This is a genomic window from Pseudomonas sp. (assembly GCF_028293835.1).
Taxonomy (GTDB): domain Bacteria; phylum Pseudomonadota; class Gammaproteobacteria; order Pseudomonadales; family Pseudomonadaceae; genus Aquipseudomonas.
Window position 1 is genome coordinate 1 of sequence record NZ_JAQGNX010000126.1, and the last position, 21,652, is coordinate 21,652.

A 21,652-nucleotide genomic window follows, 5' to 3' on the forward strand; every position below is an offset into this window, starting at 1 on the left:
TGTACACCATCCCGCTGCAACTGCTGTCGTACTACGTCGCGGTACTCAAAGGCACGGACGTTGATCAGCCGCGTAACTTGGCGAAGTCTGTGACGGTGGAGTGAGTTATCCACGGGTGGAGGATTTAAAGGATAAGCGCTGCCTTGTTAAAGGCAGCGCTTAACCATGTGGAAGAATCTACCGACAGCGCCCTTTGCAGCATATTGCCAAGAGCACGCTGGTTTTTGCACCGTCTTGAAATGACACTGCCAAGTGCTTCATGTCGCGCGCGGGGTGCGGAACCAAACCCACTGTGGATTTCGCTATTTCAACGCCTGACGCTTAGGTACTTTGACGTAACACCCGTGGGATTCGTCAGTAGTTAAGCAATCAATGCCGACTGTTAAAACCCTTCCCTCGAAGAACTGACTGATGTCTTGTGCTGCAGTGGGACCATCGGTCTTAGGGTGCAACGTCAGCCGTTGTCCTTCGTAGGACCATTTTTCCTTCCCATAACCATCGACGGATCCGTATCGATCACTGCCTAAAAGTTATTGTCTTTTTGCAGCGACAGTTGCGATCCAATTCCCATGGCACCTTATAAGTAGTAAGTGCGCAACTATACGAATTGGTCCATTCTAAAAATCGTCGGTAAAGCAATGAAGTCAACATATAGACTGCGCTGATATTGAGTCGAACATTTAATTCTGATTGCTGTCGATTAAAAAACTACGGCGCCAACCTGCTTTAACAAGCTTATTTGTCCGTTTTCAACACTCCAACTTCCCATATGTATGAAGGAAACCTCCTACAGGCGGAAACTATTCGTATAAAAATAAGGATCTGTAGGAAAAAACTTCGACAAAGTCAGACGGATCCTACAGCAACTAATCCCTAAAGCTGCATATCGAGAAGACAGAGCCAGTTAAAATCTGGATCGGCTTAATAAATGGTTAACCCGATGTATACGAGATGGACTACACCCATAGCTGCCTCCCGGTATTGCTTTGCCAGAAAATGCTCAGGCGCCAACGCGCTTTGGTCTCGCTGTGGCCGTATTAAAGGCGCGCATTCCAAGTGACTTATTCCAGCGATCAATCCGCCCACTTCCTCGCCCTTGCTAAAGCCGCTATCACCAAAGACAACTTCTGCGGGGAAGACGTTCGTTTTTCAGACGGTTTCGAAGCGCTGGAGTTCGAAGTGATCAAGGCTCAGTCGTTGCTTGAGGGCGATAAGGTCGACTGGCAGGAGGTGATAGAGCGCAGCGAAGCCATTTTGAAAACCCAGTCCAAAGATTTGCGGGCTGGGGCGTGGCTGACGTGGGCGTTGTATCAGAAGGAATCGTTCGCCGGATTGCTGGCGGGCACCGGAATGCTCTATCACCTCTGCCAGCGGCACTGGCAAACCGTGCACCCGCTTAAGTTACGTACTCGCGCTGCGGCTTTCAGTTGGTTGATTCCAAGGATGGACCGGGTATTGGTCGAGAGCGTTCCTGTCAAGGAACAGCTACCGCTGTTCAGGCTTCTGCTGGAACATCTTTATGGGTTGGACGAATTGCTGACGCAGCATCTGGGTAATGAGGCGCCCCTGATGTTGCCGCTGTGTCGGCGCCTGAAAACCATGATTGAGCGCACCGCCAATAATTTGCCCGGGCCCGTGGAGTCGACCCTTGCGCAGATCAAGGAAGCGGCTACACAGCTTTTCGCACCGGACGCCCCGGTCGAGAATGAAAAAGAGGCGCAAAAAGCGCTGCGAGGTCAGCAGGACAGTGCGCGCACGTTGTGTACCTGGTGGCTTCGCCAGAAGGCCACGGACATCCGGGCCTTGCGCCTCAACCGGACGCTGTTATGGCTGTCCATCGACGCCCTTCCCGAGCGCAACGCGGAGCAGATCACCGTACTGCGGGCACCCCCGGCAGACAAGCTGAAAGCCTACCAAGAACGCCTGGCCCAATGCGCTTACGCCGATTTACTGGTGGATCTGGAGGCAAGTATTGCGCTGGCCCCGTTCTGGTTTGACGGCCAACGCATGGCTTGGGAGTGTCAGCAGGGGCTTAACGCTGAGCCTGCCATGCGCGAAGTGGAGGTGCAGCTCTCGCTGCTTCTCCAGCGCCTCCCCACCATCACCGAGCTGAAATTTCATGATGGCGCGCCGTTCGCCGATAGCGAAACCCTCGGTTGGATCAGGGCTTACGTGCTGGTGCATTTACAGGCGATCAGCCCTCCGGAGGTGGTGCAAGACGGCACCCAACTAGCGGTTTGGGAAGAGGCGTACCAAGGCGCGCTGCCCATTTTGCGCCGGGATGGGCTTAAGCCCGCAGTACAACTCCTCAAACAGGGGCTGCAAACCGCCCAAGGAGGGCGAGCGCGTTTTTTTTGGCAATTAAGTCTGGCTCGTCTCTGTCATCACGCCAGGAAATATGACATTGCCAAAGCTCAACTCGAAACTCTCGATGAGCAACTACACAGCTCCAGGCTTGCTGTCTGGGAGCCGGATCTCGCACTGCAAGTCCTCAAGTTATTGCACCACTGCTGCGAATTGTTGCCGCAGGACGCGGTAGTGCGCGAGCGCAAAGACGAAGTTTTTCAACGGTTATGCCACCTCGATATCGAACTGGCACTGCCCTAGACCTACGGGTCATCAACGCAAAGGAGAGAGAAGTCATGGCCAAAGAAGGCTCTGTAGCCCCTAAGGAACGCATCAACGTCACATTCAAACCGGCGACCGGTAATGCGCAGGAAGAAATCGAGCTGCCGCTTAAGTTGATGGTGTTGGGCGATTTCACCCATCGGCCGGATGAACGCAAAGTCGAAGACCGTAAACCGATCAGCATCGACAAAAACAATTTCGACGATGTGCTGAGCAAACAGAAGCTCACCATGACACTGAGCGTACCGAATCGTCTTCAGGAAGAGGGTGCATCCGATGAGCTGGGGCTCAACCTTGCCTTCGACTCAATGAAAGCCTTCAACCCGGCCAACCTGATCGAGCAAATTCCAGAGCTGAAGAAGCTGATGGAGTTGCGCGACGCCTTGGTTGCCCTGAAAGGGCCATTGGGTAATGCCCCGGCTTTTCGCAAAGCCATAGAAAGTGTCCTCGTAGATGACGAATCGCGTAGCCGAGTGCTGGGCGAACTTGAGCTGAACGCCGCCGCTAAACCGGACGCTTGAGCCCCCACCCGCAAAGGAAGCCAAAGTTATGACCACCAAAGCTGCAGCGCAAACAAATAATGAAACGACCGAGGGCGGCATTCTCGATCGCATCATTGCTGAGACCAAACTGACGCCTGAAGACGATGCCTACAAGATTGCCAAGCGCGGCGTGTCGGCCTTTATCGAAGAATTGCTAAAGCCGCAAAACCAGGGTGAGCCGGTCAAAAAGGCCATGGTTGACCGGATGATTGCCGAGATTGACGGCAAGCTTAGCCTGCAAATGGACGAAATTCTTCACCACATGGACTTCCAGGCATTGGAGTCATCGTGGCGCGGATTGAAGCTGTTGGTGGATCGCACTGATTTTCGTGAAAACAATAAAATTGAAATCCTCAACGTTTCCAAACTGGACCTGTTGGATGATTTTGAAGATTCGCCAGAAATCAATCAATCCGGCCTTTATAAGCACATTTACACGGCGGAATACGGACAGTTCGGTGGCGAACCCGTAGGGGCCATTATCGCCAACTATTACTTCTCGCCTAGCTCGCCTGATGTCAAAACCATGCAATACGTGGCCAGCGTTGCTTGCATGGCTCATGCACCGTTTATCGCCGCCGCCGGCCCAGAATTTTTCGGGCTGGAAAGCTTCACTGGTCTGCCAGATATGAAAGACCTCAAGGATCATTTCTCGGGCCCGCATTACGCTAAATATCAGAGCTTTCGCAAGCAGGAAGACGCTCGTTATCTCGGCCTGACGATGCCGCGTTTCCTCCTGCGTCCCCCTTACGACCCTGTAGAAAATCCGGTCAAAAGCTTCAGCTACAAAGAGAATGTAGCCAACAGCCACGAGCATTATCTGTGGGGTAACACCGCGTACACCTTCGCCACCAAGCTGACCGACAGCTTCGCTAAATTCCGCTGGTGCCCGAACATCATTGGCCCACAAAGCGGCGGCGCTGTGGAAGACCTTCCGTTGCATCACTTCCAAAGCATGGGCGAAATCGAGACCAAGATTCCCACCGAGGTGCTGGTGTCGGATCGTCGCGAGTACGAGTTGGCCGAGGAAGGGTTTATCTCCTTGACCATGCGCAAAGGTAGCGATAACGCGGCCTTCTTCTCCGCCAATTCGGTGCAAAAACCTAAGTCCTTCGGCATCAGTGAAGAAGGTAAAACATCGGAATTGAATTACAAGCTGGGCACACAACTGCCCTACATGTTCATCATCAATCGCTTGGCGCATTACATCAAAGTGCTGCAGCGTGAGCAGTTGGGTTCATGGAAAGAGCGCACTGATCTCGAGGGGGAGTTGAATAAATGGATCCGTCAGTATGTAGCTGACCAGGAAAACCCAAGCGCTGACGTGCGTGGTCGTCGCCCGTTGCGTGCTGCGCAGATCACCGTGAGTGACGTCGAAGGCGAGCCTGGCTGGTACCGCGTCAGCATGAACGTGCGCCCGCACTTTAAATACATGGGCGCTGATTTCACCTTGTCGCTGGTCGGCAAGTTGGAAAAAGAATGATCAGGGGCTAATTGATGACGGCATACGGCAGTCTTTTCGAACGCCTTGGCGGTATTCCCGGCAATCGAAGCGCAAACCGCAAGGAGGCCATCAGGGATTCGGTGACTGCTCATCTGAGCAAAATGCTCAGCGCCCGTGCGGGCAGCGTGTTAGCGCTGCCTGACTATGGAATGCCTGACTTAAACAATATGAACCTGAGCCTACACGACGCATTGACTCAGAGTCGTGACGCCATCCACTGCTTCATTGAAACGTACGAGCCGCGACTGACCGAGGTCGCTCTCGTCTCCGCGCCTAATGAGGTCGACCCGCTGAACCTCACATTCTCCATCGAAGCTCAACTTGACGTAGATGGCGTCCAGTCCCCGGCCGTTTTTTCCGCACGCCGGATGGGCGGCGGCAGCATCAAGGTCCGGTAGCGACGCTCAATTTTTATAAATCGGCGTGTTCCACGTGGAACCTCCCAGTGGATTACGCCCAAGCGCTACACCTAATTCAGACAGCATTCGTGCAGGAAGGCCAACGCCCGTGTCTTTTAACCAGTACTACCAAAGCGAGTTGAACGCGCTACGTCAGTTAGGCGGAGTTTTCGCTGAGCGTAACCCGGCGCTGGCGCATTTCCTGGGGCAGGGTGGACGCGATCCGGATGTTGAGCGCCTGCTTGAAGGGTTTGCCTTTCTGACCGGACGCTTGAGAGAGAAGCTCGACGATGACTTACCCGAGCTGACGCATTCGTTGATGTATTTGCTGTGGCCAAATTACATGCGGCCGCTGCCGTCGTTCAGCATGGTGCAGTTTCAGCCTTTGGCGCAGGTCGGTCCGGCAGTGATAGCTGCGAGAGACACCCAGATTGAAAGTGAGCCTGTCGACGGCGTGATCTGTAAGTTTCGTACCTGCTATGCCACGGAAATACAGGCATTGAAACTGGTAACCCTGAACTATTCGGAAGCGGGCGAAGGCGCGATTTTAACGCTGCGCTTGGAAGTTACCGGGGACGGGCATCTTGGAGGCTTGGAGCTGAGCCGTCTGCGGCTGCATTTTTCGGATGACCCTTACATTAGCAAGACGCTCTACCTCAGTTTGTTGCGCCATCTGGAGAGCGTCGATTTGCTTCTTCTGGGCACGGATAAGGAATATGAGAAACCGGCGGACGTGTCATTAACCCTGCCCCCCGATTGCGTTCAACCCGTGGGCTTCGCCGAAGACGAAGCGTTGATTCCTTACCCGCTGAATACCTTCCGTGGTTATCGCTACCTTCAAGAATATTTCGCCTTTCATGAAAAATTCCTGTTCGTCGACGTGTCCGGCTTAGAGGTCCTGCATAGTCTGCCGGAAGACACCCTCAAACATTCCAGTGGCATAGAACTGCGTTTCAACATCACCAAAAACGGTATGGAGCGTCAGCGCCCAACGATCAAGAACGTGCTGCTGTACTGCACGCCCATCGTAAATCTGTTCACAAGCGATGCGTCTCCAATCCGATTCGACGGCAAGCAGGATCATTACATGCTGTTACCGGACGAAGAAAAGCGCGGCCACCGGAGCGTGTTTTCTGTCGACAAGGTGGGTACCAGCGAAGCTGACGGACAGCGAGAGGTATTTGTACCCTTCGAATCCTTCGAGCATGACGCAAGCTTCGATGCCGGCCAGGCTCGCCCGCACTACAGCGTCCGTCAACGCTCTTCGCTGTCCCACGAAGGGTTGGACACCTTCCTGAGTTTTGGTGCGCAAAACATCGATCTTTCGCAAACCGTGTCCGTCGATTTGACCTGTACCAATCAGAACTTGCCGCGTCGACTTAAGGTTGGCGATATCCATAACACCAAGACGACCCTCGAAACGCTCATCTTCAAAAATATCCAGGTGCCCACGGCAAGTTACGCTCCACCGCTAAACCGCGACTTCCTTTGGAAGTTGATCAGCAACATGTCCCTGAACTACGTGTCGCTGGCCAACGTTAACGCACTCAAGGTCATCCTCGAAACCTACGATCTGCCGCGTTATTACGACCAAAAATCGCTTCAGGTCAGTAAAACCCTGCTCGACGGTTTGAAATCCATTAGCCATCAACACGTGGACCGCTTGCATCGTGGTCTGCCCGTGCGGGGTTTGCGCACAGAGTTATTAATCGATCCCAAGGGCTATGTCGGCGAAGGCGATCTGTTTCTCTTCGCCTCGATCCTCAACGAGTTCTTTGCACTCTACGCCAGCCTCAATTCGTACCACGAGTTACACGTGAAAAGCACACAGGGAGAGGTGTACCAATGGATGCCACGAATGGGCCTGCAACCCTTGCTTTAAGCGGGTTGAGCCGAGCCATACGCGAATACTCGATTTTCCAGGCCGTGCCCCAGGTCATGGCCCGGTTACGTCAATTCAATGCGGACATGAACGAAGAGCAGCTTTACGATCTGGTTGAGTTCGAGGCCAATCCAAGCTTCGGTTTCCCCTCCAGCGATATCGACCGTGTGCAGTATTTCGAAGAGCACGGCCGGGTACGCGCTCGGTTGCGTCTGAACGTGATCAGCCTGGTTGGCGCTGGCTCACCGCTGCCTGCGTTTTACGGCGAGCAGGCACTGGAAGACAGCAAAAAGGGCCTCTCGACCCGTAATTTTCTAGACCTGTTCCACCACCGTTTGCAACGCCTGCTATTACCGACCTGGCGTAAATACCGTTACCACGCGCGTTTCGAACGCGAAGCATCGGACCCATTTTCGGCGCAGCTTTTCGCACTGATCGGACTTGGCGGCAAGGCTATCCGCGATACCGAGGAGCTGAACTGGAAGCGTCTATTGCCTTATCTGGGCTTGCTCAGCTTGCGCGCCCATTCGGCGGCGCTGATCGAATCGGTGTTGCGTTACTACTTCAAACACGCCGAGTTGACCATTGAGCAATGCATCGAGCGCTCGGTGCGGATTCGTCATGAGCAGCTTAACCGTCTGGGTACGGCCAACAGCTGCCTGAGCGAAGACCTGGTGTTGGGTGAATACGTCCGTGATCGCAGCAGCAAGTTTCGTGTGCATATCCGCGAACTGGACTGGCAGCGCTTTCACGATTTTTTGCCCATTGGCACCGGCTATCAACCGTTGTGCGCGTTGGTGCGTTTCACCCTGCGTGACCCCCTCGATTACGACATTCGTTTGGTGCTGCGCCATGAAGAAATTCATGAGTTGCGCCTGGACGAACTGAACGCCTGCCGTCTCGGCTGGACTAGCTGGCTTGGCCGCGAATACGCCGATGGCATCGTCACCCTCGGCAGCAAAACCCATTAAGGACGATTGATTATGATCAACGTAGACCTGCAACAACTCATCCAGGCGCTGGACGCCGAAACCCGTCGTGAACTGGAGGGTTCAGCCGAGCGTTGCGTGGCGCGCGGTGGCAGCAAAATTTTAGTGGAAGACTTGTTATTAGCGCTTCTGCAGCGGCCGCAAGGCTTGATGGCGCGAGCGTTGCTGGATGCTCAAGTCGACGCCGGTGAACTTGCCGCTGCATTGCAGCCCGGCAGCGAACACAGCGCGTCGCGCAATCCAGTGTTTGCTCCAGAACTGGTGCAATGGCTGCAGGATGCATTGCTGGTTGCCAACCTTGAGCTAGGACAGAGCCATGTCGGTCAGGCAGCCTTGATTCTGGCGCTGCTGCGTAACCCAATGCGCTATGCCGGCAGCCGTTATCAACCGCTGATGGCCAAATTGAATGCTGACCGCTTGCGTGATTTCGCTCTGTCGGAAAACGACCAGCCGCCATCGGGACAGCCTTCGGTTCCCGGTGAATCCCTGCTGGCGCGCTTCACTCACAACCTCACTCAACAAGCCCGGGACGGCAGGCTAGATCCAGTAATGTGTCGCGACGGCGCTATCCGCCAAATGATCGACATATTGGCGCGACGTCGTAAAAACAATCCAATTGTGGTGGGCGAGGCGGGTGTCGGAAAAACTGCCATTGTCGAAGGTTTGGCCTTGCGCATCGCCCGTGGTGAGGTGCCTCAGGCGCTCAGGGGCGTCGAACTGTTGTCTTTGGACATGGGGCTGTTGCAAGCGGGGGCCAGCGTCAAAGGCGAATTCGAGCGGCGCTTGAAAGGGGTGATCGACGAGGTCAAAGCCTCTCCCAAGCCGATCACGCTGTTCATTGATGAAGCACACACGCTGATCGGTGCTGGCGGTCAGGCAGGTGGTTCGGACGCCGCGAATCTGTTGAAGCCTGCGTTGGCCCGTGGCGAGTTACGCACCATCGCGGCCACCACATGGGCGGAATACAAAAAGTACTTCGAAAAAGATCCTGCGCTGGCGCGACGCTTTCAACCGGTGCAGTTGCATGAGCCTACCGTCACCGAAGCTATCACTATCCTGCGCGGGCTGGCGGCGATCTATGAGAAAAGCCACGGCGTCTATCTGCGAGACGACGCGGTCGTTGCGGCAGCGGAGCTATCAGCGCGTTATTTGTCCGGACGGCTGCTGCCAGACAAGGCCGTTGATGTACTGGACACCGCCTGTGCGCGGGTGCGTATCAGCCTCGCGGCCGCACCGGAGCGTTTGGAGAAACTGCGTAGCGAATTAGCCGAAGGTGGGCGTCAGTGCTCCGCCTTAAAGCGAGATGCCGAAGCCGGCCTGAACATTGATCAGGAGTCATTGGACACGCTGCAAGACCGTCTTCAGCAGGCCGAGCAAGAGCAGCAACAAATAGAAAAATCGTGGGCTGAACAACGGAACCTCGCTGAGCGTTTGCTTGAGTTACGTCAGCAGTTAGCGCTCGCACGGAGCACTGAGGATGATCCAGAAAAAGCATTAACGTTGAAGACCCTTGAAGCGGATCTTCAAACAACCCATGGCGAATTGAGTGCGGCCCAAAAGCTAGAGCGTCTGGTGAGTTTCGAAGTCTGTCCGCGCCAGGTCGCTGAGGTGATCAGCGCCTGGACCGGTGTGCCGCTGGAGCAACTGGCGCGCGAGCACAACAGCCGAATCAGCACCTTTGCCGGCGACCTGCGCCTACGCATTCGCGGTCAAGACCAGGCGGTGGATGCGCTGGATCGCTCGATGCGTGCCACCGCTGCGGGCTTGAACAAGCCAGATGCTCCGGTCGGTGTGTTTTTGCTGGTCGGCCCCAGCGGCGTCGGCAAAACAGAAACCGCGTTGGCGTTGGCTGACTTGCTGTATGGCGGCGAGCGCTTCATCACCACTATCAACATGTCCGAGTTTCAGGAAAAGCACACCGTGTCCCGCCTGATTGGTGCACCGCCAGGCTATGTCGGTTATGGCGAGGGCGGCATGTTGACCGAAGCGGTGCGGCAAAAACCCTATTCAGTGGTACTGCTCGACGAAGTGGAAAAAGCCGATCCGGATGTGCTGAATCTGTTCTACCAGATCTTTGACAAGGGCATTGCCAACGACGGCGAGGGGCGTGAAATCGACTTTCGCAATACGCTGATTCTTATGACCTCCAACCTTGCCAGCGACCGCATTGAAGCGCTGTGCCGCAACGGGAATCGTCCCAGCGCCGAAGTCTTGGAAGAGGCGATTCGTCCGGTGCTCAGTCAGCATTTCAAGCCGGCACTGCTGGCACGCATGCGTGTCGTGCCTTACTACCCGGTCAGCGGGCCGGTGCTGCGTGAACTGATCGAGATCAAGCTGTTGCGATTGGCAGAGCGTCTCGAGCGACGTCATGTTGAATTCAGTTACTCACAAATTCTGGTCGATCACTTGGCCGAGCGTTGCGTGCAGAGCGACAGCGGTGCGCGCTTGATCGACTACCTGCTGGATTCACATGTGCTGCCGCTGATTGCCGACCGCTTGCTCCACGCCATGGCTGCGGGTGAAACACTCAAGTATGCCCATGCGACGCTCGGCACTCACGGCGCTGTCATCTGTGAATTTTCATGAGGTCGGCATGATGTTTACCGGTGTGCCGGAACCGTTGCGTTATGCCCAAAGTCTGTTGGCGCAGTTCGCTCGTCTTGCAAAGGCCGCCGATGGGGCGGCATTACAAGGTGATTTTATGCGTGCTTCGGCAGAGCTCAGCGGATGTGAAATCAGTCAGCTGTACCTGCTGGACGCCACCCATGCCACGCTTGTTTTAACCACTGAATATTGGCAGGGGATTTTCCAACCGCGCGATGCAGACAAGTTGCCAGCGGACTACGGCGGCGAGCAATTGCTGCAGTACACGCTGGGCCAGAACAAAGTGCTCAGCCTGACCGAGCTGGGCGCCAGTTTGCACCAGACTGGGTTTCTTCCTACCAGTGTGAAGCCGTGGCAATCGCTGCTGTGTGTGCCATTGCTTGGACGACAAAACGCAGTCAGTGGCTTGTTGGTGTGTGCCAGTCAACAGCACCGCCAACTTGAAGGATTTGCTGAGTCGCTTGGGCAGTTGGGTTCATTCGTGCTGGCGCAAACGCACCTGTTGCAACGCTTGGGTCAGTCATCAGGCATCTTGATGGCCGAAGTCAATCCCGTGCCGATTGCAAGCGGATACGGATTGATCGGTAAAAGTCCGGCGATGCGTGAAACTTGCCGCTTGATCGGCAAGATTCTCGACAACCCAACGACAGTGCTTCTCACCGGTGAAACAGGCACGGGCAAGGAAGTGGTGGCGCGGGCTATTCATGATTTTGGCGAGCGTCGATCCAAGGCTTTCATCGTTCAAAACTGCGCGGCATTTCCCGAAAGCTTGTTGGAAAGCGAATTGTTCGGCTACCGCAAAGGCGCATTCACCGGCGCTGATCGTGACCGCGCCGGACTGTTCGATGCGGCCGAAGGCGGAACGCTTTTGCTTGATGAAATCGGCGACATGCCACTGTCGCTGCAAGCCAAGCTCTTGCGTGTATTGCAAGAGGGTGAAATCCGTCCATTGGGCTCTAACGAAACCCACAAAATCAACGTGCGCATCATTGCTGCCACTCACCGCGACCTTTATGCACTCGTGGCTGATGGGCGTTTTCGCGAGGATCTGTATTACCGCGTGGCGCAATTCCCTATCGAATTGCCAGCGCTACGTGATCGGGGCGGCGATGCGTTGGACTTGGCGCGGCACTTCGGTGACCAGGCCTGCATCTTCCTCAAGCGTGATCCGCTGCGCTGGTCCGACGCTGCGTTGGATCTGCTCTGCCAATACGCATTTCCCGGCAACGTCCGCGAACTCAAGGCGCTGGTCGAGCGGGCAGTTTTGCTATGTGACGGCAATCAGCTGTTACCCGAACATTTTCCCTTGCGCCGCGAGCTGGATCCCAATGACAGCAGCTTGAACTTGCGTAACCGCCTGATACAGATCGAGCGCGGCCTGATTCTCGACTGCCTGCGTAAAACCGGCGGCAATCAAACCATCGCCGCCCGCCAACTTGGGCTGCCCCGTCGCACGCTGTTGTACCGCATGGAGCGCCTGACTATTCGCCCCCGCGATGTCTCGGATTAAGCGCATGTCGCACCCATTCAATACCCTCAATTCGTTCGTTGCAGCACCGCCTGCACACCCTGGAGACCTACCGATGTTCGTTCGTCACTGGCCAGCAATTTTGCTGACGCTGCTCATTTCAAGCTGCCTCGGCGGCTGTAGCGGCAACTACAAATTCAACGACGACACCTACCGTTCCCTCGGTGACCCGCATGTCGTCAACCGCGGGAAATGATCGCAAGGAGCACAGCAACGTGGAATTAAATCTGGAAATAATCAATCCCGAACTGGCCGGACCTTCGCAGCAGCTACGCAAAGTGTTTGAACTAAGGGGGGGAGTTATTGGCCGTCAAGAGTACTCCGACTGGGTGATAGTCGACCCCACCAAGGAAGTGTCTCGTTGCCATACGCACATCAGCTACGACGGCAGTCACTTTTACTTCAAAGATGTCAGCACTAATGGCATTCGCCTTAAAGCTTCGGGAGAGCGCCTGCGCCAAAATACGCAAGAGCGCATCGATGACGGCGCCGTGTACCTGATCGGAGGTTTCGAAGTCCGTGCGCAGGTCGTACGCAAAAGCGCTGAGTCCGATCCTGCTGTCAGTGGTTCCGCAGTCGGAGGGGCGATGGTTATTCCGGAAGACGTCAACTTCAGCCAAGCGCCTGCGGAGCATTTCGCCGCAGTGCCCGCGCCTGTCATCGAGCCGGGACAGTACGCTGATTATGCGCCCATCGACCGCGAGCACTTGATAGTACCGACGCTCGTGCCGCCATCGCCCGAGCCAGCACCTACCCCTGAACCACCTCCGTTACCGGATCAAAACGAGGCGTTCTGGCAGCGTTTTGCGTTGGCCTTAGGCATCAATGTTGATGGCCTCGACCAAGCGAGCCGCGAAACGTTGGCGGTGGACACCGCCCGGTTGTTCAAGCTGAGCATTGGCAACTTGCAGCAAGGCTTGCGCACCCGCACCGAGCTAAAAAACGAGATGCGCTTGTTGCTGACTACCGGCCAATACAGGCGGCAAAACCCCATCAAGCATGGTGTAACCGTCAGCGATGCCGTTAGAGGCCTGCTGCTTGATGATCCGTCACGCGCTCAGGCTGAACGGTTTATTTCCGGATCGTTCGGCGACCTGCAGGCTCATCAGGTGGCGATGCTTAGCGCCAGCCGCGCAGCCTTGCGCAGCACCCTCGAGCATTTCTCGCCGCTGCACTTGGCCCAGCGTTTTGAGCGTGAAGGACACAAGCCGATGTTCGCCACGGACGGCAGTTTGTGGCGGGCCTATGGTCGCTATCACCAAGCGCTCGGCCAGGACGACGACTGGAGCGAACGCCTGCTGGCCCGTGATTTCGCCCAAGCCTACGAAGAACAGGTTCGTCTGATCGACAGCCTTCACACCGACTCCCAAGGATGACGCCCATGTCCTGCTCAATGACCCCTGGCCTCAAAGCCCTGTCGATCTTCACGGCCTTGCTGCTGTTGGCCGGCTGCTCGACGCTGTCGCCGTATTCCAGGCTGACCAAGCTGGACCTGACCCTGACCGCCAGCGACCAGCTCAATCCGGATTTACATGGACGACCATCGCCGATTGTCGTGCGTTTGATTGAGCTGAAAAACCCGGTGGCCTTCGAAAATGCGGATTTCTTCAGCCTGTATGAACGCGCTAAAGAATCCCTGGCCCCAGACATGGTGGTCAGCGAAGAACTTGAGTTACGCCCGGGCGAGCGCCTCGATCTCAAACTCAGCGTCGACAGCGCCAGCCGTTACGTTGGTGTACTTGCCGCCTACCGCGACCTCCCGGAAACCAAGTGGCGCTACGTGGTTCAGCTAATGCCCAGCGAACGGACCTACTCCCAGTTGCGCCTGGATCAAGCCGGCATCCACAACGCCGCCACCCTAATCGGCAAAGCAGGAGACTGACCATGAACGCTCATAAAGTTATCTGGCGCGAAGGCATGCTCCTGCGCCCACAACATTTCCAACACAGTGACCGTTACTACGATTATCAGATGAAAACCCGCACTCACTTACTGGGGCGCTATATGTGGGGTTTCTTGGAATTGCTGATCGAGGAAGCGCCGTTAAAAGACGGCAAGCTGGTCGTCAGTCGAGCTGCCGGTATCTTGCCCGATGGCAGCTTGTTCAACCTGGATGGACGCAAAGAGCCGTTAATGATCCAGGTACCGCCTAACATCGGCAAAACCCCAGTCTTTCTGGCGCTGCCAGTGGTGACGGGTAACCACATCGAAGCCCGAGCCGCCGAAGACAAAGACGTGTTGGCGCGCTACTCCATCTACAACGCCGACATCGCCAACTCCAACGCTGGGGAGGGCATCGCCAGCCAGGTGCAATGCGGCCTTCCGGATTTTCGCTTGCTACTGGGACAGCAACAAAGCGATCGGATTTTCGTCACGCTCCAGCTCGGCGAGATTCTTGACTGCACGTCGGACGGTGGGGTGACGCTTAACGGCGAATTTGCGCCAACGGTCATTCATGCCAGAGCTTCGGCTTACCTGACCAAGAGCCTGAGCGAGGTCATTGCTCTGGTGGATACCCGTTGCGCGGCGCTGGCCGAACGGCTTAGCACCAACGGCAAGGCAGGTGGCTCCGAAGTTGGCGACTTCATGCTGATGCAAATGATGAACCGCACCCTATTGGTTCTGCAGCATTACCAAAACCTGCAACACGTCCATCCGGAAGAGCTGTATCGCACGATATTGGCGGTGGTCGGCGAGCTATCGACCTTTGCCAGCGCCAACCGGCGCACACCAACGACGCTCGGCTATGAGCACAGCGATTTGAGCCGCAGCTACCAAGCACTAATAGATGTTTTCAAACGCCTGATGACCATGGTGTTAGAAGAGCATGCGACACCGCTGGCGCTTATTGCACACGATTACGGGGTTCAGGTCGCACTGGTTTCCGATCACTCCCATTTCGACACGTCGTCGTTTGTACTGGTGGCGGGTGCGCATTGCAGCGCCGAAGAATTGCGTAATCGTCTGCCTGCACAGCTCAAGGTCGGCTCGGTGGAGACCATCCGCAACATGATCAATTTGCACCTTCCTGGCATGAAGATCAGACCACTGCCCGTGGCCCCACGACAGCTCGCGTTCCATGCTGACAAAGCCTATTTCATTATTGATTTGTCGGTAGATGAATTGGCCCAGCTCAGGAGGTCCGGTGGATTTGCGTTACATGTATCCAGCGAGATTCCTAGCCTTGATTTAAATTTCTGGGCGATCAAAAAATGAGCGATAGCACACCAATTGCAGAACTTAAGCTCGATAACGTGACTGTGTACACAGGCTCATCCGGCACCGGTCCTGGCAGTCAGGCTGTGACGAGCATGGCCAATTCGGCGCAAGCCGAAGATCTTGAAGCGCAGAAAAATCAATCTGCACGAAGCCTCTCTGTCGTCACCTACAGCGCCAGTATTAATCCGTTGGTGGCTGCTGCCGCCCATCTTCTGTCGGCAGTCACGGCCATATCGCGCACTCAAGACACCACCAGGCTCATTGAGCTTAACAGTACGTTGCTGACGGATATCCAAGGATACAAATTGCGTGCGCTAAACCTTGGTGCCGAAAGCCACCTGATCAATGAAGCTTCTTACGTGCTGTGTACCTTCGTCGATGAGGCGGTGCTGCAAACCGAGGCGGGCAAAACAAGCAAGTGGTCCACCCAGACGCTGTTGTTCGAGCAACATCAGCAAACGTCCGGCGGTGAGCAGTTTTTCAAGATATTGGCCAGCCATATCATGAATCCGGTCAAGCATCTGCACCTGCTTGAACTGATGTACCTGTGCCTGGCGCTGGGGTTTCGGGGCAAATACGGCGTCGAAGGGCATGAAAAAAACGAGCTGGAAGATACCCGCGACGGTCTTTATCGAACCATCCGCCATCTTCGCGGTGATGTCCCGCGAGAACTGTCTCCGCATTGGCATGGCCTCAAGGATAAGCGCCGCGATCTGATCCGCATCGTTCCATGGTGGCTGGTGATGGTGTTCACCGTGATGTGTCTGGCCGTCATGTATTCCGGGTTCGCCTGGGTGCTGAGTGAGCAACGCGAGACCGTTCTTGAACCTTACCGTCAGCTTGATGCGGCAGTGATTAAACCGCCGTTGCAGGACAAGGATGCATGATGAAAATTTTCTTAAAAAAACTGGCAGCCTTCCTCGGCAAAACCTGGGTCTGGACGCTATTCCTGGTGTTATTGGCTGCGTTCGGGATCTGGTTTCTTGGGCCACTGCTGGCGGTGGACGATTTCAAATTCTGGGAGAGTTCGAGCACTCGCCTGTTAAGCATCAGCGTACTGTTTCTGGCGTGGGGTTTGTTCGTCGTATTCAGCGGATGGCTAAGCACCCATCGTAAACAGAAACAGGAGGGCGACGAAGAAGTTAAAGCCCGTCTTGATCTTGCACAAGAAATTGACGACGCAGATAAACGCCTCCGCAAGCTGTTTAAAAAAGCGCTTCGAACCCTCAAAACCGCTAGCCTGTATCGCGGGCGTAGTGAGCGCTGGCGTTCCGAATTGCCTTGGTATCTGATGATTGGCCCAAACCAAAGCGGCAAAAGCAGCTTACTCAGGCGCTCAGGTTTGGCGTTTCCCCTCAACGACATTGATGGCAAAGCGGAGCCATTACCCACATTTTACGAGTGGTATTTCGGCGAACACGGCGTTCTGATCGATATCGGCGGATCAACCCTGATGTCGACAGACAGCGTCGATAAAAGTACGTGGAAAAGTCTGCTGAACCTGTTGCGCGCCCGCAGACGCAATCGGCCACTCAACGGCATTGTGATCACGGTTCCCGCCAAGTTGTTGACCAGCAATGTTCCAGAGTTACTGGACGATCGGAACGCCCTCTCCAGCTCAATCCGTGACCGTCTGAAAGATATCCGCCAGAAACTCAAGGTTGATTTGCCGGTGTACCTGGTGCTTAGCAAAGCTGACGAGATCGAAGGCTTTGGTATATTTTTTGATCAACTGACAAAGCAAGAAAGCGACCAGGTATTAGGCGCCACCTTCGCCGATGATCAAAACGGCAACGACCGGCAGGTGCTTCGCGGGGAGTTTGAAGGTTTGCTGCAGCGCCTCAACAGCCAGGTGATTACGCGTCTGCATGGCGAGCGTAAGGCAGAAAGGAGTGCGGTTATTCTCGATTTCCCCCGTGCGTTGGGAGCGCTTGGCCCCGGTCTGTGCGAGTTCGTGCACAACACCTTGGGTGGCAATCGCTACCAGCGTGCCAGCCGACTTCGTGGGTTCTACCTCACCAGCGCTACTCAACCAGCCACACATCCCGAGGGCGCAGAAAAAAGCGCTGTACCTACGCCTTCATTCACCGGCTCCGCGCGCTTCATCAACCACTTGCTCAGCCGCGTCATCTTCCCGGAAGCCGAACTCGCCGGTCTTAACAAACGCGAACGCCGCCGAATCCATTGGGGTCAGCGGGCGTTGTACGTCACCGCTTTCGCAGCGCTGGGACTATTCGGCCTGCTTTGGGCGCTGGGCTTCTCCGCCAATCACAGCCGCCTTGAACAGCTGCGTGAGTTCGCTCAAAAACTCGGCAAGCAACACGCCGAATTAGCCCCACAAGACGACGCCATGGCGGCGCTTCAACTGTTGGACACCGGCTACGCCGCGAGCAGAGTGTTCCCAGCCCTCGCTGACGTACAACTGCACGAACGCAGCGGGCTGTATCAAGGCGAGTTGAGCAACTCGGTGCTGGACGGCGCCTACCAGCGCGACCTGCAAAAGCAACTACTGCCCCGCGTCGCTCGCACCTTGGAAGCGCAAGTACGGGCCAACATGCACAACCGCGAAAAGCTGCTGAGCAGCCTGCGTGCCTACCTCATGCTCAACCTCACCGAGCGCCGGGATTCAACCTGGCTCAACGACCAGGTCGCTACCGAATGGTCGATGCGATACATGGGTGATACGCCGGTACAAAACGGCTTGGATAAACACTTTGATCGCCTGCTGACCTACGGATTCGTCTACCCGCTTAACGAGGGTCTGGTCGCTCAGGCACGTCAAGTATTGCGCGCCGAATCCCAGGCCGCAGTCGTTTATCGGTCGCTGCGCGAACAGGCCCAGAGCCTGCCGGAATACCGCCTCAGCCAACACTTGGGCCCGCAGGGCGCATTGTTTCGCGGCACCGACTATTTGATTCCGGGCTTCTACACCCAGAGGGGTTACGAGCAATTCTTCACCACAAAGGGCGCCAGTCTGGTGAATGAAATCCTTCGCGATAACTGGGTGCTGGGTGAAAGTACTGGCATCAGCGGCATGGACCTGCGCCGCTTAATGGTCGAATTGGAGCAGTTGTATTTCCGCGACTACGCCAACCATTGGGGCGAAGCCATCGGCCAAATCAGCTTGCAACCCATCGGTAATGCCGGTGATGGCGCTAATCAACTCGCGGGCCTGATCGCGGCCAACTCACCGTTGCTGCAACTGCTGGTCGAAGTTCGTGACAACACCCGCTTCCCCGATCTCACCGAAGGCGTTGAACAGCTGGCCGATGCCGCAGGCGATGCTAGCGGCAAGTCAGGAGTAATAGGCAAAGTCGCCGCTGCCGCCACCGAAAAAGCCCAAGTCGCCGTCGCCAAAAGCTTGCCTGACACGGCGAAGAAATCCATGCAGCGCCGATTCGAACCGCTGCATCAGCTGTTGGATGCCAACAACGGCCCGGCGCCTGAGTTAATGCCGACGTTACAGGCGCTCAACGACCTGCAACTTCAAGTGGCGACTTTGGCCCGTTCCAGCCAGCCGGACCAAGCTGCTTACGAGATGGCCAAGCTGCGCATGAACGGTCAGCGTGATGCGCTTAACAGCCTGCGGGGTGCAACCAGTCGCTTACCGCGTCCCATCAGCGGCTGGCTTGGCGTGTTGGCGGAAGACACCTGGATGCTGGTGCTCAACGACGCCTATCAGTACCTTAATCAACGCTATCTGAGCGAACTGCATGAGTTCTATAGCAAAGCCCTGCACCAGCGTTACCCATTCAACGCCCACAGCACCAGCGACGTCGCCATCAGCGATTTCCGCGAGTTCTTCAAAGCTCAAGGCGTAGCCGACCGCTTTTTCGACAACTACATGCGGCCCTTCGTCAGCGGCACGCCGGGCAACTATCGCCTGCGCAGCATCGACGGTCGTAGCCTGCCGATGTCGCGTCTGTACCTCGCACAAATGGGCCATGTCCACGTTATTCGCCAAAGCTTTTTCGCCCACGACCCTAACGAGCCGCAAGTGCAATTCAAGCTTGAGCCTTACACCCTGGACCCTACCGTCAGCCGCGCCGAGTTCCGTTTCGGCAACCAGCAAATGGACTATCGCCACGGGCCTATCGTGCCCATGGGTTTCACCTGGCCCACCGATGCCGAGGACGGGCGCACCAGCCTGGTCATGGACAAAATGGTCGGTCGTCCCATCGGTATCGAGAAAAACACCGGGCCTTGGTCGTTGTTCCGTCTGTTCGACCTGATGGAGACCGAGTACCTGAAAGGCCGTGATGTGATGGTCCTCAAAGCCGATGTCGGTGGCTTGCGTGCCAATTACCTGCTGCTTGCTCAGCGCTCGCCGAACCCGTTCGACGTGAGTGCGTTGCGCAGCTTCCGTCTGCCAGCCCAACTGTGATGAGTCAGGCCAATCCATGGCGCAGCGTGGCGCGCACCGACATCGGCAAGGTCCGGGCGCGCAACGAAGACGCTTTTCTCGATTGCCCACAGCGCGGGCTGTGGGCAGTCGCCGATGGCATGGGCGGTCATCAGTGTGGCGATGTCGCCAGCCAGCTGATCGTCACCCACCTGGGCGAACTGCCCGAGGTGGGCAGCTTCGACGAGCGGGTGATTGCCGTGCGCCAGTGCTTGCACTGGCTCAACCGGCGCATGGGCCAGGAACTGACCATCACCCCGGAACGCCGCGATAGCATCATGGGCAGCACCGTGGTGGCGCTGTTGATCGAGGGCAATCGGGGAGCTTGCGTTTGGGCGGGGGACAGTCGTTGTTACCTGCTGCGCGAGGGTCATGTGCATCAACTGACCCGCGATCATTCGGTGATGGAGCAGTTGATCGAGGACCAAAAAATGTCCCTCGAACAGGCCTGTGAGCAACCCAACGCCCGCGCATTGACCCGTGCCATCGGCGGCAGAGACCCGCTTAGCTTGGAAGTGATGGAATTGGAGGTATTTCCAAGCGATGTGTTTTTGTTATGCAGCGATGGTTTTTATCAAGGGCTCGACAATCACGTGTCGCGCGATACCTTGAGCATCGAGTCGCTGCCGACGCTGTTCGACGACGTATTGCGTGGCGAGGCCCTGGATAACCTCACCGCCGTGGTAGTCAGCCAATGAACGACGCCTTGCCACCCTTACCCGACGTGCTGGCCGGCCGTTACCGTATCGAGCGTTTGCTGGGGGCGGGTGGCATGGGCCTTGTGTATCGGGCGCGGGATTTGTTGCATGAGCAGTTCGATGCGGGAAGCGGCGAAATTGCCGTGAAGATTCTCGGTGATGCCTTCGCCGAAACCCCGGATGCCAACGCGCTGCTCTATCGAGAGTTCGCCCTGACCCGGCACCTGCGCCACCCCGGCGTAATTCAGGTGTTCGACTTTGAAACCGACGCGGCGTGTCAGCGCGCATTCATCACCATGGAATTGATGCAGGGTCTGCCGCTGGATCGTTTGCTCTGCGAACGCCCTCTCGGTGTGCCGTGGCTGGAACTGCGGGACATTGCCATCGAACTGCTGGATGCGTTGGCGCATAGCCACGGACGAGGCGTGCTGCACGGCGACCTCAAACCCAGCAACGTTATGCTCACCGAAGAGGGTGGCGTGCGCTTGTTTGACTTCGGTATTGGGCAGACCATGGAAGGCGTACTGCCGGGGCTGCCACAACTGAGCCGAGAAAACTTCAAAGCCTGGACACCCAATTACGCCGCACCAGAGTTGCTCGAAGGTGGACCATTTTCGGTGGCTACCGACGTCTACGCCGTCGCCTGCGTGCTGTTCGAACTGGCCAGCGGCAAGCATCCGTTTCAGCGATTGAACGCTGTAGAAGCCCGGGACAAAAAACTGGATCGCCAACTGAAGAGACCCAAACACCTGCCCAACGTATGTTGGCCAGCGCTACAAACTGCCTTGGCGCTCAACCCAAAAAAACGCACCGTCAACGCCGCAACATTGCTCAACAGTGTTATCGCCGCACCCTCCGCAAAATCCTGGCTTTGGTTCTAAGTGTCCCCGCCCACGCTATCGCCCAACCACCACAAAACAACGGTAAGAGCGGGCTTGCTCGCGATGGACCGCAAGGCGGCCCAATTCCAGTAACCACAATTCTAACTGGAAGAATTGAGTAGCTGATCTCGCGACTGCTGCGCAGCCAATCGCGAGCACTCCCGGCGCCTACCAAAGGGTCAGTGGCTCAACCACCCGCCACACCTTTGATCTGATCCAGCCAACCGGTTTTTTGTTCTGCGGGCAGGCTGTCGAACAGCTCTTTGGCCAGCTTCGCAACCTTCGCGGTTTCGTTGGCTTTGAGGATTGTTTTCAGTTCTGGCGTCGTCGCGGTCTCTTCGCTGAGGGCCGGTGGCGTCGGCAAGGCTTTCGCCAGT

18 protein-coding genes are annotated in these 21,652 nt (G+C 56.3%); 17 read left to right on the forward strand and 1 reads right to left on the reverse strand.

Going from position 1 to position 21,652, the window contains the following annotated elements:
* The 17 genes from JWR17_RS17495 to JWR17_RS17575 all read left to right on the forward strand — a co-directional run.
* Window positions 1–104: hypothetical protein (locus JWR17_RS17495; protein ID WP_299833218.1), on the forward strand; the 104-nt coding region annotated here is incomplete at its 5' end.
* Between the two features lie 952 nt (window positions 105–1,056).
* Entirely contained in the window at window positions 1,057–2,607 is a 1,551-nt protein-coding gene (tssA, locus tag JWR17_RS17500) for a type VI secretion system protein TssA (RefSeq protein WP_299833202.1), read from the forward strand.
* A gap of 35 nt (window positions 2,608–2,642) precedes the next feature.
* Window positions 2,643–3,149 carry a type VI secretion system contractile sheath small subunit gene (gene tssB / locus JWR17_RS17505; RefSeq protein WP_299833203.1) on the forward strand — a complete coding sequence of 169 codons (507 nt, stop codon included), beginning with the start codon at window positions 2,643–2,645 and terminating at the stop codon, window positions 3,147–3,149.
* Window positions 3,150–3,177: 28 nt separating this feature from the next.
* Window positions 3,178–4,653 carry a type VI secretion system contractile sheath large subunit gene (gene tssC / locus JWR17_RS17510; protein WP_299833204.1) on the forward strand — a complete coding sequence of 492 codons (1,476 nt, stop codon included), beginning with the start codon at window positions 3,178–3,180 and terminating at the stop codon, window positions 4,651–4,653.
* Between the two features lie 14 nt (window positions 4,654–4,667).
* A complete protein-coding gene (tssE, locus tag JWR17_RS17515) occupies window positions 4,668–5,072 on the forward strand; it encodes a type VI secretion system baseplate subunit TssE (protein WP_299833206.1) in 405 nt (134 codons plus the stop codon).
* 109 nt (window positions 5,073–5,181) lie between these two features.
* Window positions 5,182–6,954 carry a type VI secretion system baseplate subunit TssF gene (tssF, locus tag JWR17_RS17520; protein ID WP_299833207.1) on the forward strand — a complete coding sequence of 591 codons (1,773 nt, stop codon included), beginning with the start codon at window positions 5,182–5,184 and terminating at the stop codon, window positions 6,952–6,954.
* Window positions 6,918–7,925 (forward strand): type VI secretion system baseplate subunit TssG, encoded by a 1,008-nt coding sequence (gene tssG, locus JWR17_RS17525; RefSeq protein ID WP_299833208.1) that lies wholly within the window; start codon window positions 6,918–6,920, stop codon window positions 7,923–7,925. The genes tssF and tssG overlap by 37 nt, the downstream gene beginning before the upstream one ends.
* 6 nt (window positions 7,926–7,931) lie before the next feature.
* Entirely contained in the window at window positions 7,932–10,529 is a 2,598-nt protein-coding gene (gene tssH / locus JWR17_RS17530) for a type VI secretion system ATPase TssH (RefSeq protein ID WP_299833209.1), read from the forward strand.
* Between the two features lie 10 nt (window positions 10,530–10,539).
* A complete protein-coding gene (locus JWR17_RS17535) occupies window positions 10,540–12,057 on the forward strand; it encodes a sigma 54-interacting transcriptional regulator (protein WP_299833219.1) in 1,518 nt (505 codons plus the stop codon).
* 73 nt (window positions 12,058–12,130) lie between these two features.
* Window positions 12,131–12,271, forward strand: a complete 141-nt coding sequence (locus JWR17_RS17540; RefSeq protein ID WP_299833220.1) for a type VI secretion protein — start codon at window positions 12,131–12,133, stop codon at window positions 12,269–12,271.
* Window positions 12,272–12,290: 19 nt separating this feature from the next.
* Window positions 12,291–13,451: a type VI secretion system-associated FHA domain protein TagH gene (tagH, locus tag JWR17_RS17545; RefSeq protein ID WP_299833210.1), complete on the forward strand. Its 1,161-nt coding sequence runs from the start codon at window positions 12,291–12,293 to the stop codon at window positions 13,449–13,451.
* 5 nt (window positions 13,452–13,456) lie between these two features.
* The gene (gene tssJ / locus JWR17_RS17550) at window positions 13,457–13,957 is read left to right on the forward strand and encodes a type VI secretion system lipoprotein TssJ (protein ID WP_299833211.1); all 501 of its coding nucleotides are present in this window, start codon (window positions 13,457–13,459) and stop codon (window positions 13,955–13,957) included.
* 2 nt (window positions 13,958–13,959) lie between these two features.
* Window positions 13,960–15,291 (forward strand): type VI secretion system baseplate subunit TssK, encoded by a 1,332-nt coding sequence (gene tssK / locus JWR17_RS17555; RefSeq protein ID WP_299833212.1) that lies wholly within the window; start codon window positions 13,960–13,962, stop codon window positions 15,289–15,291.
* The gene (gene icmH, locus JWR17_RS17560; protein WP_299833213.1) at window positions 15,288–16,181 is read left to right on the forward strand and encodes a type IVB secretion system protein IcmH/DotU; all 894 of its coding nucleotides are present in this window, start codon (window positions 15,288–15,290) and stop codon (window positions 16,179–16,181) included. Before tssK ends, icmH begins: the two co-directional genes overlap by 4 nt.
* Window positions 16,181–19,678, forward strand: coding sequence for a type VI secretion system membrane subunit TssM (tssM, locus tag JWR17_RS17565; RefSeq protein WP_299833214.1), 3,498 nt, complete (start codon window positions 16,181–16,183; stop codon window positions 19,676–19,678). The genes icmH and tssM overlap by 1 nt, the downstream gene beginning before the upstream one ends.
* Entirely contained in the window at window positions 19,678–20,394 is a 717-nt protein-coding gene (locus tag JWR17_RS17570) for a PP2C family serine/threonine-protein phosphatase (protein ID WP_299833215.1), read from the forward strand. Before tssM ends, JWR17_RS17570 begins: the two co-directional genes overlap by 1 nt.
* Window positions 20,391–21,275: a serine/threonine-protein kinase gene (locus JWR17_RS17575; RefSeq protein ID WP_299833216.1), complete on the forward strand. Its 885-nt coding sequence runs from the start codon at window positions 20,391–20,393 to the stop codon at window positions 21,273–21,275. Before JWR17_RS17570 ends, JWR17_RS17575 begins: the two co-directional genes overlap by 4 nt.
* A 187-nt stretch (window positions 21,276–21,462) precedes the next feature.
* Here JWR17_RS17575 and JWR17_RS17580 read toward each other — a convergent pair.
* Window positions 21,463–21,652 (reverse strand): hypothetical protein (locus JWR17_RS17580; protein ID WP_299833217.1); only part of this gene is annotated, 190 nt, incomplete at its 5' end.